This is a genomic window from Tolypothrix tenuis PCC 7101 (genome assembly GCF_963874875.1).
Lineage (GTDB): Bacteria > Cyanobacteriota > Cyanobacteriia > Cyanobacteriales > Nostocaceae > Aulosira > Aulosira tenue.
The window spans coordinates 5,144,596-5,160,052 of the sequence record NZ_CAWNJS010000001.1 but is presented as its reverse complement, the minus strand read 5'-3'; the positions used below and the strand labels follow the sequence as shown (position 1 = coordinate 5,160,052).

At 37.9% G+C, this 15,457-nt stretch carries 9 protein-coding genes; 6 read left to right on the top strand and 3 right to left on the bottom strand.

Going from position 1 to position 15,457, the window contains the following annotated elements; genetic code table 11:
- Positions 1-508: 508 nt before the first annotated feature.
- Complete coding sequence (gene aspS / locus AACU25_RS20370; protein WP_096578728.1) at positions 509-2,296, top strand: aspartate--tRNA ligase; 1,788 nt, start codon at positions 509-511, stop codon at positions 2,294-2,296.
- Between the two features lie 979 nt (positions 2,297-3,275).
- The gene (locus tag AACU25_RS20365; protein WP_096583904.1) at positions 3,276-3,758 is read left to right on the top strand and encodes a protein tyrosine phosphatase family protein; all 483 of its coding nucleotides are present in this window, start codon (positions 3,276-3,278) and stop codon (positions 3,756-3,758) included.
- Between the two features lie 153 nt (positions 3,759-3,911).
- Here AACU25_RS20365 and AACU25_RS20360 read toward each other — a convergent pair whose 3' ends face one another.
- On the bottom strand, positions 3,912-4,388 hold the full coding sequence (locus tag AACU25_RS20360; RefSeq protein WP_096578726.1) for a hypothetical protein: 477 nt from the start codon (positions 4,386-4,388) through the stop codon (positions 3,912-3,914).
- Positions 4,389-4,753: 365 nt separating this feature from the next.
- Here AACU25_RS20360 and AACU25_RS20355 point away from each other — a divergent pair, with 365 nt between their 5' ends.
- From AACU25_RS20355 to AACU25_RS20345, 3 genes are all read left to right on the top strand, one after another.
- Entirely contained in the window at positions 4,754-5,920 is a 1,167-nt protein-coding gene (locus AACU25_RS20355; RefSeq protein WP_096578724.1) for a sigma-70 family RNA polymerase sigma factor, read from the top strand.
- A 136-nt stretch (positions 5,921-6,056) separates the two neighbouring features.
- On the top strand, positions 6,057-7,217 hold the full coding sequence (locus AACU25_RS20350; protein WP_096578722.1) for a DUF1822 family protein: 1,161 nt from the start codon (positions 6,057-6,059) through the stop codon (positions 7,215-7,217).
- A gap of 73 nt (positions 7,218-7,290) precedes the next feature.
- A complete protein-coding gene (locus tag AACU25_RS20345; protein WP_096578720.1) occupies positions 7,291-7,758 on the top strand; it encodes a DUF4870 domain-containing protein in 468 nt (155 codons plus the stop codon).
- A 141-nt stretch (positions 7,759-7,899) separates the two neighbouring features.
- Here the strand turns inward: AACU25_RS20345 and AACU25_RS20340 are convergent, their stop codons facing one another.
- The gene (locus tag AACU25_RS20340) at positions 7,900-9,312 is read right to left on the bottom strand and encodes an AAA-like domain-containing protein (protein WP_096578718.1); all 1,413 of its coding nucleotides are present in this window, start codon (positions 9,310-9,312) and stop codon (positions 7,900-7,902) included.
- A gap of 120 nt (positions 9,313-9,432) precedes the next feature.
- Complete coding sequence (locus AACU25_RS20335) at positions 9,433-10,359, bottom strand: pentapeptide repeat-containing protein (RefSeq protein ID WP_096578716.1); 927 nt, start codon at positions 10,357-10,359, stop codon at positions 9,433-9,435.
- Between the two features lie 470 nt (positions 10,360-10,829).
- Here AACU25_RS20335 and AACU25_RS20330 point away from each other — a divergent pair, with 470 nt between their 5' ends.
- Positions 10,830-15,386, top strand: coding sequence for a hypothetical protein (locus tag AACU25_RS20330; protein ID WP_190446067.1), 4,557 nt, complete (start codon positions 10,830-10,832; stop codon positions 15,384-15,386).
- The last annotated feature ends 71 nt before the right edge of the window (positions 15,387-15,457 follow it).

The following is a 15,457-nucleotide window of genomic DNA, read 5'->3' as shown; positions in this document are numbered from 1 at the left end:
AGTAAACATAGAATGGATGTAGGGTGTGTTAGGCGCTTATTTTCGATATGATTTGCCATGAAATAACTATCCTAGCGCCTAACGCACCATCCACGCGGCGGTGCGTTACGGCTAAATTTCATTGTCTCTAAGTCCCAAATTCTTTCATAGCCGTAACACACCCTACAAAATTGTCTTTAAGCAAATACAGATGGGCGAAGATAGAACCCGATAATTTGAGTTCGGAAGGTGATAATTTCACCTTTTTACTCAACGCTCTGAGTTCAAAATAAGACAGTCCGAGTTCAAAAGGCGATAATTCCACCTTTTTACTCGACACTCCGAGTTCAGAACCTCACCTTTCCCCCTGCTCCCTGCCCCCTGCCCCTTGTCCTCCTATTGACCCCAACTCAAGATTCAACAGATAATATGCCATCTTGACTTCAATTAGATACTATTGATGCTAGATAATGGGAAAGCTTTGACATTTTACTGCCCATCTAGAAGCTGAAGAACACAATTAACTACTATGCGAACTCACTATTGCGGCGCGCTCCGAAAAGAACATATTGGAGAAACTGTTACCTTGTATGGATGGGTAGACCGTCGCCGCGATCATGGGGGCGTGATATTTTTAGATTTACGCGATCGCTCTGGTATTGTCCAGATTGTTAGCGATCCGCAACGTACCCCGGATTCCTATGAACAGGCTAATAGTATCCGGAATGAATATGTTGTGGAAATCACTGGTAAAGTGACACAACGTCCCGACGAATCCCTCAATTCCCGCATCCCCACAGGCGAGGTAGAAATCTACGCCGAGAAGATTAATTTACTGAACAGTGTGAGGAAACAGTTACCTTTCCAAGTTTCCACAGCTGACACTGAAAACGTGCGGGAAGAATTGCGATTGAAATATCGTTATTTAGATTTACGCCGGGAACGTATGGCGCAAAATATTCAGTTGCGTCATCAAGTTGTGAAAGCTATGCGGCGTTACTTGGAAGATGTGGAAGGTTTTATCGAAGTTGAAACCCCCGTACTAACTCGTTCTACCCCAGAAGGGGCGCGGGATTACATTCTCCCCAGCCGTGTTAACCCTGGTGAATGGTTCGCTTTACCGCAGTCACCACAATTATTCAAACAATTGCTGATGGTATCTGGTTTGGACAGATATTATCAAATTGCTCGTTGCTTTCGCGATGAAGACTTACGCGCTGACAGACAACCAGAATTTACCCAGTTAGACATGGAAATGAGTTTCATGTCTCAAGAAGAAATTATCGAACTCAACGAGAAGTTAGTTTCTTACATCTTCAAAACCGTTAAAGGAATTGAGTTACACCATCCCTTCCCGCGTATTACCTACGCTGAAGCGATGGAACGCTACGGTAGTGACAAACCAGATACCCGCTATGGTTTGGAACTAGTGAATGTTTCCGATGTGTTGAAAGATTCCGGTTTTAAAGTTTTCCGCGATGCGATCGCTCACGGTGGTATTGTGAAAATCCTACCGATTCCCAACGGTAACGATGCGATTTCTAATGTCCGTATTAAACCAGGCGGAGACTTATTTAAAGAAGCTAGCGAAGCTGGGGCGAAGGGTTTAGCTTACATCCGCGTTAGAGAAAACGGCGAAATTGATACCATCGGTGCAATTAAAGATAACCTCACCCCTGAACAAAAACAGGAAATATTAGAACGTACAGGCGCAAAAGCAGGCCATTTACTGCTATTTGGGGCTGGTGATGCAGTTACCGTTAACAAAACTTTAGATAGATTACGACAAGCGATCGCTAAAGAATTTGCGTTAATAGATCCAGATAAAATCAATTTGCTGTGGATTACCGATTTCCCCATGTTTGAGTGGAATGCTGACGAAAAACGCTTGGAAGCATTACACCACCCATTTACCGCACCCCACCCCGATGACTTAGATGATTTAAAAACAGCCCGCGCCCAAGCCTACGACTTAATATTTAACGGCTTTGAAGTTGGTGGTGGTAGTCGGCGGATTTATCAGCGAGAAGTTCAAGAACAGGTATTTGAAGCCATTGGGTTGTCACCGGAAGAAGCCCAAAATAAATTCGGCTTTTTGATGGAAGCCTTTGAATATGGTACACCGCCGCATGGTGGCATCGCCTACGGTTTAGATCGGTTAGTGATGTTGCTAGCAGGGGAAGAATCGATTCGTGATGTCATTGCTTTTCCGAAGACACAACAAGCCCGTTGCTTGTTAACTGATGCGCCTTCTAGCGTTGATGCAAAACAGTTAAAAGAATTGCACGTGGCTTCCACTTACAAGCCCAAAGCTTAGTAGTGACGAGTAGAATTTAGTTCTGCATTCAAAGAAGCGATCGCTATTAATACTTGTCGGTTAAGGGTAAAAAGGGGAATGGTTCAAGGGAAAGAAAAAACCTTTAACCCTTAACCTTTTCCCCAAAACCAATTTTGAGTTCAAAACGCTATCCCTTGTAGTATTGCGATCGCTAATTTAAATTGGCGATCGCTTCTTTGATGATTCGCATAACCCTATAAGCCAATACAGTTCAGTTAAAAAATAAATTGACGACAAAAACAATAATTTTTGGGGGCAATACTGCTCGGTTAAGGATTTTCAACTCGGAATTTGGTTTGGGGAAAAGGTGAAAGGGTAAGGGTTAAAGGTTTTTCTTGCCCCTTTTCCCCTTCCCCTTTTACCCTTAACCGACAAGTATTGTTTTTGGAGGGGGTTTGGGGGACGCAACCGTCACCCAATCGGGGGTTTGGGGGAGAATCCCCCAATTGAGCTAGCTGTTTTCACAACTGACAAATCCATCAATAATGATCTTATCTGAACTGTATAACCCTATAAGCAGCACGAGTACGGCGTTTGCAAACGATAACCATACTTTCTAGGAAATTCCTGAGCCTTTAAAGTTAACTTGGACTTTTGACTTTGGACTCTGGCGAACTATTCAAAAGTCTGAAGCAGCAGTTTGTCTATTATAGAAGAATATTTTTTATAAACTCTCGTAAATCTATCGGAAATATGTATAATTATTAAATACGGTAAGTCTAGCGGCAAAGCGTATTTAAAACCAAAAATAAAAGTAACCTAAGAAAGCAAATTTCACAGCCGTAAATCGGAATGCGTAAATATTTGCTGGATTTGGTTTGCTGATTTGCATAGCTTCTTATACCCGACTCAATAACCAGATATTAGACTGCTGAAAAAATCTGAGTCACGGGGATTCTCTGTGGAATCCTCACTCTTCGTGTTGCAAAAGTACTATTTACAGTTCAAAGGAGTGAACGTGATCAACGCTATACGGATTAACGATCATTTGACAACAACAGGACAAGTCGTACCACACCAGCTAAAGCAAGCCAAGCAAGAGGGTTTTCGGTCGGTTTTGAATTTGCGATCGCCTGATGAATTAGGATTTTTAAAGGATGAGCAAAAAGTAGTGGAAGAATTAGGGCTACATTATGTCAATGTGCCCCTGAAGCTAGAAAATTTAAATGAAGAGCTAATTACTAAAATCCTAACCACATTAGACCAGCTTCCTAAACCCACCGTCATACATTGTGCCGCAGCTATGCGCTCAACGGGAATTGCATTGTTGAGTGTAGCAATTCAAGAAGGATTAACTCCAGAGCAAACTTTAATGAAAGCGAAGAGTCTGGGTTTTGGATTCTTTGAACACGCTGGTGTAAGTCCTCAGTTGAAACAATTATTTGTCAACTATCTCAATAAACATACAAAGGTAGATGTACCTTATGCATTAAGCGCTTAAAGGTTGCTATCATCAACAAGCTTTAACTATTAACAATAGTTGCATAAATTCACTCTACCAATCAATAATTAAGGGTGCGTTATGCTCAAGCGATAACACACCCTACACCAGGCATTTATTGGGTAAATTTAAAACAAGTATTTACCCTATTCCTTACCTATTTGGTTGAATGGGTGATATTGGTAAACCCACTGGAATCTTTACTTTAGGTGCTCTTTGAAAGTAGTCGCGGGAATAATAATTTTGGCGACCACTATTATCTAAAAATTGAGTGAAGCCTTGCAACATGATTTGAGAGCCAGCATGGTCTAATGTCAATAAGGTATTAGAAAAACCTTTGGTATAGTTAGCTGTTCCATAGGTATGGTTTGTATCTTGCACATTTAAACCATAGGTTACAACTGGTACAGTTCCCCAATCACAATCTGTAGGATGACATTTACCAAACACTTGAATATTTAATTTATTGCTACCTGCAGAAGTAATAACTAAGCGAGTCACACCACGAGTATTATTATCTTTATTTACCCATGTACCCACAAAATCAGCAGGTGCAGCTAAACTAGGACTGGCAACAGCAGCCGCTAAAGCAACACTAGAAGCAGCAATCATCAAAGAACGTTTTAACATTTTATTTGTACTCCATGATTAGTAGTAATTTAATTTTGGGATTGGCTAGAAATATCAAATCAATATCGGCGTGTATCTGCGGTTAAAATTTCTCAAATTAACGCCACTTTTCACTCCATGCACCAGTAAGACGAATGGTTGCAGGATTAAGAATTTGTACCTAGTGCTAAAGATTTCAATGACAGTCTCAACATAATAATGATTCGGTGTAGTAAAGTTTGTTGAGGCAGTTTGATAGCAATTCATAATTCGTAATTACGAAATTTTGACAAAATCGAGGTTTTAGTGTTTTAATCTTTAACCTGATTTTTGTGAATTGGTATTTAACGCCTTCACTACTTCTTTAGGTAGGCCTCGAGTTTTTTATGCACCCTCGGCAAAACATCATTGAAATCTTTTCAACTTTTGTGCAATTCGATGCCGATCGCTTCGGTCATTGGGCGACAGAATCAAGATTGCGTAGTAGTATACAAGGTTGCGTCAAACGCACACCCCAAGAAACTTCAGAATCTTTTTGGGCGCTTTATTGGTATAAGTTTTGGCAGCTTCCTGAATCTCAGTCGTTGGCGAAGCAACATCTGGCTGCTTACTTGCAAGAAACCTGCTATTGGGTATCTCAAAAAACCGTTCACGGTTTCGCCAGTACCCAATTCCAATTATCAGACTGTTTTCAAGTTGCGATCGCCCAAATTGATCGCGTCCTCAAAGGTTTTAACCCCAGCCAAGGTTTTACCTTAAAAAACTATGCTGGGCCTTTGTTTGCGAGTGCAATCCGCGAAACTTTACGCCAACGCCACGAAGTTGATATCTGTACCGATTGGGGACTGTTACGCAAAATCTCCCAAAAGCGGTTGCAGGAAGCCTTGCAAAGTGCTGGCTTATCTGCGGACGAAATTCGTGCTTATATCCTGGCGTGGAATGTTTTTAAAACCTTTTATGTCCCCACTACCACCGGAACTTCCCGCAAGCTGTCTCGACCAGACGATCGCATTTGGGAAGCGATCGCTACAGCTTATACTTCTCAAAGTAACCAACAAATTAGTATTCCAACTATAGAGAAATGGTTGCTAACAGCAGCCAAAGCTGCACGTAAATACCTTTATCCCACCCCCGAATCTCTAAATGTTGCCCAAGGTGGAGATAATTCATGGGAGTTATTAGATAACCTACCAGGAAATCAACAACCCTCCCTAATTGAAGAAATTATTACCCAAGAAGAAGAACAAACCAGAACTTCTCAACAAAGCGAAATTAATCAGATTTTAGTGACTGCGATCGCACAATTAGAACCAGAAGCACAACAGATTGTGCAACTATATTATGCTCAAGGACTCAATCAAGATAAAATCGCCAAGCAACTAGAAATGAAGCAATATACAGTATCACGGCGATTGACAAAGGCTAGAGAAAATTTGCTTAAATCTTTAGCAAATTGGAGTCAAGATACCTTGCATATTTCCATTACGCCCGACCTACTCAAAAGTATGAGTACATTAATGGAGGAATGGTTACAAAGTTACTACGGTGTTTAGGGATTGGGGACAAATCAATTCAAAATTCAAAATTCAAAATTCAAAAGAATACCTTGTTCCCCGTTACCCGTTCCCTGTTCCCTCTCACAAACACCAATGACCAATGACCACATAACAACTTTTCAGAGAAACCGCCATGACAACATTTTCTTTTGCCAATTCCACTGATTTACTTCTAGAAATTCCGGCTAAAAATCAAAATTTGGCGGATCTTCGGAGTTCATATTTTTCTAACCCCACTTCGCGCTATCAAGGTTATATTAATGAACTTTGCCTGAGTGCAGTCTTGCCTTGGATACAAGAGGAATTTACATCACAGGCAAAGGTCTGGCCAACTACCACTGTTTTACCCAGTTTTTGGGAACTGGTAAATGGAACCGCTATTGCAGTGGACGTAACGAGATTTATTCTGGTTCCCAGTGAAAATATTGATGACAGCGAATTGCGGGTTCCCCAAGAATGGGTGGATTTAACTACTTGGGCTGGTGATTACTATTTAGCTGTGCAAGTAGAACCAGATGAAGGCTACGTTAGGGTTTGGGGTTACTGTACCCACGAACAACTGAAGAATCGGGGTAATTATGATGCAGGCGATCGCACTTATGCTGTAGATGCGATTGAAATTATCCATGATATTAGCGTGTTAGCGCTTACCCAAGAACTTTGCCCGCAAGCAATTACACGCGCTGCTATTTCACCTCTGCCCACCCTACCACAACCACAAGCCCAAAACTTGATTACTCGCCTGGGAAAGCCGGAAGTCGTCACACCCCGGTTAGCTATCCCGTTTCAAGTCTGGGGGGGGTTAATTGAACATGGTGGTTGGCGACAAAGCTTATATCAACAACGTTTGGGACTACCAGAACAGTGGTCAGTATTGCAATGGTTGCAAAGTGGCGTTTCCCAAGCTGCGGAAACTATTGGTTGGGGAAGATTGAATTTGCAATTGAGTTTTGGTGGTAGAGGTGCGGAAGAAACACCAGCAGATTCTATCTTGTCTCGGCTGTTAGCGATCGCAGGTCAAACTTATGAACTTTTAGTTATACCCCAAGGCGAAAGAGATCAAGTTATTTGGCGGTTTGAATTGCGTAACGCCACAGTAGGTGCAGCTATCCCCGGCGGTTTTAAATTGCGACTACTCACTGAAGATTTACAACCTTTCCCTAACAACGAAGATATCGCCACAAATGCTGTAGAACAACTCTTTGTAGAAGTTGCTCTAGAACCAGGCGAAGGTATAGTCTGGGAAATAGAACCTCTCCCAGAAAACTATGACCGCGAAATACTCAAATTTTAAATTTTGGTTTGGCTTTTTTTATAGATACTAGGATGGAGAATTATTTCCTCAATTTATCTATAAATAAAAAGTCATGAGAGAAAAACCAAAGCAGCAAATACGCGTCTGGGCAATGTTTTGTCATCTCTCGGCTTTATTCGCTTGGATGCTATTATTCTTTTTGGTATTTCTCGGAATTCCTTTGTATTTACCCTTAAATATTTTATTTCCCCTGATAATTTGGCGCTTCAATAAATTTAAATCTCCTTGGATTGATTTTCAGGGTAAAGAAGCTTTAAATTTTCAAATTTCGCTCACAATGTATATTCTGATTGTGATTATCTTATCCTTATTAATTATGTTAACAATGTTTGGTATAGCATTGATTAATAATAGTACTGGACAAGAAATTAAAACAGTTTTAGATATTTTATTATTGTTATGGCTGGGATTAACTGCATTAATGATAATATTACAATTATTCTTAGTTAATTTTGCCGCAATGAAAGCTTATAAAGGTAAGCATTATCGCTATCCTGTAACAATTCGATTTTTACGTTAAATAATTATCAATTTAAAATAGCAATTCCTTAGTTATTCATAGCTAAAAAACATTGATTTTCCAAATTTTTATGCTTGCGTAGGATGCGTTAGCGATAGCGTAACGCATCTGATATCAGCTACAAAAGATTATCAAATATTTTTAGGAGCTAACTTTACTCCAAGATTTCTGCTTACTACTAATATACTTTAACTTGCTATTTTTCTCCTTTACCTCAAACTTTTTTCTAAAATAATCGCTAAAATAATTTTTATATAAAAGGCAACTAACTTTTGCAAGTTTATTATCTATATGAATTAATCCTAAATTCTTTAGTTTCAATGCAGTTTGTTGTTCTAAAGTAATTGGTAATGATGATTTTATAACTTCCTCAAAACTGTTAATTAAATTGGAGCTTTGAATTAAAAAATTTAATTGCTCGTGTAAATGGTTGCCAAATATTCCAGTATCATTAGTAGCATTCTGGAGTAAATCTTCTACCGTGATTTGAGATTGGACACTATGATAAAATAATAGCCGTACTAAGTAAGGAAATCCTCCAGTAAGCGCCATGATTTTTTCCAACTCTAAAGTAGAAAGGTAAAGTTTATGACGTTGAGCTAAATCCTCTATTTGTAATGTTGTAAATCTAGGTAATTCAATTGTCAAGCCTACGTTAAATAAAAAATTATTAATATCTAAATTAATATAAATATCGCTGGACGTGACAATTAATAAGCGTAATTTCTGCCAAATTGATATATCTCTAGTTTCTTCATACCATGAGCGCAGTAAACCTAAAAAATCACGGGTCAGTTGAGGGTACTCAAACAATTTATTGACTTCATCCAATGCTAAGATAATGGGACTGGATATTTCTTGTAATAAATACTTTTGAAAGTAGATAGTACAGTTCATCAAAGCTCCCATATCCTGATTCCAAAATTCCTCTAGCTTTGATGCGATTCCTAATTGGTAGGTAGCATTAGCGCAAAACCAACGTAAAAATTTTTCTAATGAGGTGAAAACTTCTGTTTCAGCACTATGTAAGCTTAACCTTACTGTCTGATAATGATGTAAAATGCCATGACCAATAATTCTAGTCATCAAAGAAGTTTTGCCCATCTTGCGCGGCGCTTTGATGTGAATAAATGCACGAGGCCGCAGTATTTCTGCATAACATGTCTGTTCTAAACTATGTTCAATATAAAAACTAGAAGCAAGAGGAACTTGTCCTTCTGGAGGTTCCAAATCTATCTTCTGTGGCTTTTCTATATGCTTGAATGTCGTTTGAGAAAATTTCACATCTAATTGATGCTCGAGTACAGCACGACAATTAGTCCGATTAATTTTCTCACCAAAAATCTCAGAAAGTAATTGCCATAGCTTGGGAGCAACCATTCGCCTAATATAATTTTCGGAATAGTTGTTTTCTAAAGCAATTTGTGCATAATTTTTTTTAGTTTCTGAGAGAGATGCCGACAATATAGCTTTCTGAATAAACGATAGAGATTTTCCTGTTTTATTAACAATTAATGCTTCAGTCGTGGCAATAATTTCTTCTATGCTATTCATCTGTTTTTAAAGCCAGAAACATTTCAAGCTCATATTTTTTCGACTATTTAAGCCAAAATATCGATATATAAGACAGAAGTTTATTAAAACAATAGCTATGAGAATTAAGACTTAAAATTGTTATTCCAAATCAGGAATATTCAATGCTCCATTTTCTTTCAGCCATTGCTTTTGTTGAGGAGTTAATCCAATTGCATCAGTAAATTGTGCTCCCTTAACACGAGAACCGGAAAAATTTACCCCTTCTAATTTAGTATTTGTGAAATTTGTATGCCTTAGATCACTATCACTCAAATTTGCACCATTCAAAACTGCCTCCTCTAAGTTAGCTTTAAATAAAGAAGCTAATCCTAAGTCAGCATCACTCAAATCTGCATTAAATAAAGAAGCTAATTCTAAGGCAACTTGACGTAAAACGGCATCACTCAAATCTGCATTACTCAAATCTATATTTATTAAATCGGACTCAGTTAAATCGGCACCTTTTAAAATAGCATCTTGTAATTGTGCTCCTTCTAAATCAACTTTTCGTAAACAAGCACCATATAAAATAGCGCCTTCGCCATTACATTGGCAAAGATTGGCACGCTCCAAAATAGCATTAGTGAAATCTGCTGCTTTGAGGCTAGCTCTAAATAAATTTGCCCCTGTTAAGTCGGCTTTAATTAAACAAGCTTTTTCTAAATTGATTTCCGTTAGATTTGCATCTTGTAAGTACACATGATCTAGCTGGGCGTAACTTAAGTGAGCGCCTGTTAAGTTCGCTTTAGCTAAAACAGCATGACTCAAGTTTGCCCACAATAAACTCACATTCGACAGATTTGCTTGAGTTAAATTACTTTTTTGAAAGTCGGCTCGATTCAAGTCTGTCCAAATTAGCTTGGCAAAACTTAAATTAGCATCACTAAGATTAGCACTACTGAGGTTAGCATAACTAAAATCAACATTACTAAAATCGACACCTTGCAAAAAAATCTGGCTTAAATTAAGGTGTTGAAAATTTCTTTCCCGGTCTGCATATCGTTTGATAATGTCTTGGTCAATCATTCTGTTGATCAAGTTTCACTAATAATCAATAAACTACTAGACACAATGAATTGTCTACTATTCTGGTTAGTTTTAACAAATAATTTAGATTTAATTTTTTAATACTAATTAATTTTATTCTGCAATTAAATATGATTTTTAGTCATTGACTTAGCAACACTTGTATGCAGCAAAGTAATTTCTATGACATAAAGGCAGCTAAATTACGTATTTGTAGATATTTACAAAATTGTACTTATATGTATATACGTCAAAATATTTAACATTAAAGATAAATTTATGACATTTATAACCTTGTAATTATCTAGTTAGGTGTGTTTGACTAAACACAAGCATTAAGTGTTCCCATCAAACTTATCTACAAGATTTCTGTCTACTGCTTGGGTTTCAATTCCTTTATGTTGAAATCGTAAACCTCTGCAAATATGAAATTATTCAGTTTCCTCAAGAAGAAAAAAAGGGAAATCAGAATGAATAAACAAGCAAATTCTACACCTGCTGTTGATTTAGTAATTGTCATCGATACTAGCCCTTCGATGAGAGATGAAGCCCAAGCTTTAAGTGATGCTGCTGCTAGTGCAATTGCTAAAGCTAAATCTAGTTGTCCTTCCGATTTAAGAGTAGTTTGGTTAGGTATAGAAGGTATTTGGAAAGGGACAAACTTCGACCAAACTATCAGAACTTATCTAACTCAAAAAGTTAAGGTATCAGAATCGAAGCTTCGGGGTAGAAAAAGAGGTGAACTCAAATCTGCAGGAGCGCAAGAAGATGCGGCACGCGCCATTGAAGATATCTGCGACTACTTTGATTGGCGCAAAGATGCACTAAGAGCAATCTTTTATCTCGGTGATGAAGCACTAGAAGGCGGTGGAGATAAAACAGAGCAAAAAGATATTAAAGCAGCTGATAATTCGATCCAAACAGCACAAAAAGCAAAAGTTACTGTTCATACTTATTTTGGAACTTCTAATAGCAAGCATCAAGCAGGAATCAAAAGCGAATACGCCAGAGTTGCAGCCTCAACAGGAGGGCAATCTTTTACAGATAAAGATACGATCAATGGTTTTAGTGCTGTCTTAGAAAAAGTTATTTGTGGTAGTCGTACAGTTCAACATTTAAATCCAGCTACAACTATCAAACTCCAATCAGGGGCAGTTTATATCCAAGATTGCGTCTCCAATGAATTAAGCAAACTCTATACTCTAGATTTAGCTACAGGTAAAGCTACTTTTATCGGTGAGATAGTTACAGAAGTTTCTGATATTGCTTTTGTTGGTTCCGAACTATATGGCTTGGATCGCGAAGGCGACAAAACTCGACTAGTCAAAATTGATCTAAATTCAGGTGATGCGATCGCAATTGGTGATATTGGTTTTGCTGCAGCTGGTTTAGCATATAATCGCCAACGCCAAACCCTCTACGCTACAACAGCCAAACAACTAATTGCGATTAATCTCCAAACAGGTAAAGGTACACCCGCAGCCACAGTAGCAGATAAAGACTACAACTGTGGCGAAGTTGCCTTTGATGCTGATGGCAAAGCTTACATTACCTTGATTGGTTACGAGAAGAAAAAGTTATTAGCCAGTACAAACCTTGATACCGGTGAAGTTAAACATATTGGCGATACTGGTTTTGCTGATGTTGCCAGTATGGAATTTGTTGGTGATGTTTTATATGGCGTAACTGGCAACTTCTTCAACTTAGGTAAAGACGGTCAATTAATCCGTATTGATACTAAAACCGGTAAAGGAACATTAGTTGCGATCACCGAACCTGTGGGACGTTGGGCAGGTATCAGTATTTATCAACCAGTTACCGCAGCAACTACAGCAGTTACCTCAAAAGGGAAGTCAGAAGAAGAATCTGAAAAGGCAAAGGTTTCGCAAGAAATTAAAAATGTCAAGGAAGAAAGTATGACTATTTTAACCATCGACACCAAAAAGAATTGTTACGTTATCGATGCCAACCAAATGAACCACCTGCAACAAAATGTTGCCAGTTCATATGTTTTTGAGAAAGGCAGTTACGACATCAGAATTACTAGTGGTAGCTATAGTTATGCCAACACAAAAACAGAAGGTGAGCCTTTCGTTCTACTTTGGATATATGGTGTCGATGGTAGTACATTTATTAACCAAAATACGGGGTTTGAAGTAGGTGCAACCTGGACAACTCTCAATGGCTATAACGATAGCCTAAAGTTAGTAGTCAAGGAAAAAGCAGTCCTCAATGCCTTATTCTTTGATTTGAATAATGCTGATAATAGTGGTGCAATTAATCTTACTATTAACAGTAACAAGCCCTATTTCAATCCTCAGACTTTAACAGTTGACAGCAAACGCAATTGTTATGTCTTGGATGAGAAGCATTTGTCTAGTCTCAAACAATACGGTGCTAATTTTGTTGAGTTAGCCCCAGGTAATTACCGCATCAAGATTCGTGAAGGCAATGCCAGCTATTGGTCAGATAATAAGAAGTTTAATATAGAACCTTGGGCTTTAATGTGGCTGAAAGGTGGAAGAACTATTACTAAACTGACTGGCATTGAAGTACGAGAAACTTGGCTTTCATTGAATGGTCTGAAAGATGAAGTAGTGTTAGAAATCAAAGAAAAAACTACATTAACAGGGTTATTTTTTGACACCTACAAGGAAGATAACGAAGGACAAATTATTCTCGCAATAGAGCCAATTAATGCTGCTGAATTAGCTGAAAGATATCAAAAGCAGGAAAAAATTGTTACCAATGGCTCTGTGACAAATGTGACGACCGAGACTGTTACTACTATTAATGGTAATGGTGGTGGTTCTGGAAGTCGTGAAGCAGTAGGTGTGGGTTCTGGAAGAGAGTTCACCTTCCGTATTAATGAAGAAGAATTTAAGAAGAAGTGGGAGCAGCAGTTACAACAGATTACTTCATCTATCAAAGTTATAGATGAAACTGATGTCACTCTAGAAGCTAAATATTGGGATCAGCTGGAACAGTGGCTTTTAAAGAATTACGAGAAGCACTTTAAGAACCTATCTGTAGAAATCGCAAAAGTCCGATTTTCGATGGATGCTTATCTACAGCAGATGGAGTTTAGCCTCAACCAGCATTTACAAGGCTGGTCTAGCTATTTAGACAAGCTTGTAGAAGATAAAATCAACATTGAGATATCAAATAAAATTAACCAACAAATTAACCAATACGTTGACCAAACCTTTGAGCAGAGGATACGTAACAATGTTGGTTTAATTATCAACAACATTGTCAACAAGCAGGAACTCAATCAGTATATTGACCGCCATGTCAATCAGCAAATTGACCAAACCTTTGAGCAAAGAATACGTAATAATGTTGGTTTAATTATCAACAATCTGGTCAACAAGCAAGAACTTAACCAATATATTGACCAGCACGTTAACCAGCAAGTTGACCAAACCTTCGAGCAAAAAGTACGTAACAACGTTTCCTTAATCATCAATAATCTTGTTAACAAGCAAGAACTTAACCAATATATTGACCAGCACGTTAATCAGCAAGTTGACCAAACATTTGAGCAAAAAATTAACAATAACGTTGAATTAATCATCAACAGCATCATCAATAAGCAGGAACTCAATCAGTACATTGACAACCATGTCAATCAGCAAGTTGACCAAAGCTTCGAGCAGAAGATCCAAAACAACATCAACGCAATTACCCAGAATATTGTTGCGAATAATACCGTAATTAATAATTACGTCAATCAGCAAATAGACCAAGGCTTTGAGGAAAAGGTACGTAACAATATTGAAATAATTATCAGCAACATCATCAATAAGCAGGAACTTAACCGCTACATTGACCAACATGTAGAGCAAAGCTTTGAACAAAAAATACGTAACAACATCCAACTAATTACTCAGAATCTCATCACTGATAATAGTGAACTGAGCCAATACTTTAGCCAAGTAATCGATAATAGCTTTGAGCAAAAAATCCAAAATCACATTCAAGTGATTACCCAGAACATTATCAACGATAATGATGTGCTCAACAATTACGTTGAACAACGTCTACAGCAAACTGTCAATCACAACACTGAAATCAATCACAATATTGTGAATATCGTTGCTAACAGTACTGAAATCAACAGCAAAATTGAGAATATCCGCAACGAATGGAACGAAACATTTATCAGTTTAGTGACACATCGAGTTGATGAACTGATTAACATCATTGGTGGTAGAGAGGCATTCATCAAATTGATTACTCAGAACATTGTGCATAATAATGCTGAGATTAATCAGTACGTCAGTCAGCAAATTGACATTACTTACGAGCAAAAAGTACAAAATTACGTCAAGTTAATTACTCAAAACATTGTCAATAATAATGACGTATTAAATCAGTACTTTGATCAGAGGTTACAGCACAATGTCACCAACAACAAAGTTGTCATTAATCAAATTTTTGATAATGACCAAATAACCCAGAAGATTCAGAATATCTTGGTAGATAATTCTCAAATTCACCAAAAGATTGAAAATGTTGTAATCAATAGCAATGAAATTAACAACAGAATTCTGAATTTCGTTGTCAACAGTAATGAAATTAACAACAAGATTAACAATGTCTACAAAGATGTTGACATCAAGCTTGAGAATGTCCGCAATGAGTGGAATCAGTCATTTATCACTCTGGTGAGACAGTACGTTAATGAACTAATCAACATTATTGGCGACAACGATACATTCAATCTCCGAATAGCGAATGTTATTAACGTCAAGGTGGACGAACTTCTCAACCAAATCTTGAGAATTAGAAACGAATTGACTGTGATTATTAACAACGCCGACAGACATCTCTATGAATGGACTTTGGGCGAATTAATGGCTATTAAAGGCTGTTTAACAGACCGCCAAGCTTTAGTCGAGCAGCTAGTTACTTTCAGTACTGAACTAAGAGTGAAGTTGGATAATACCAACTGCGTAGATATCAACACATTCAAGCCATTCAAACCTCTTTCCATTCCTCAACAGTTACCAGCAAATAGATAACTAAGCTTTAGCTACTAAAGCTTAGTTAATCGAAATACAATTTGTAGAGATGGCGTTATTGCATAGCTTTA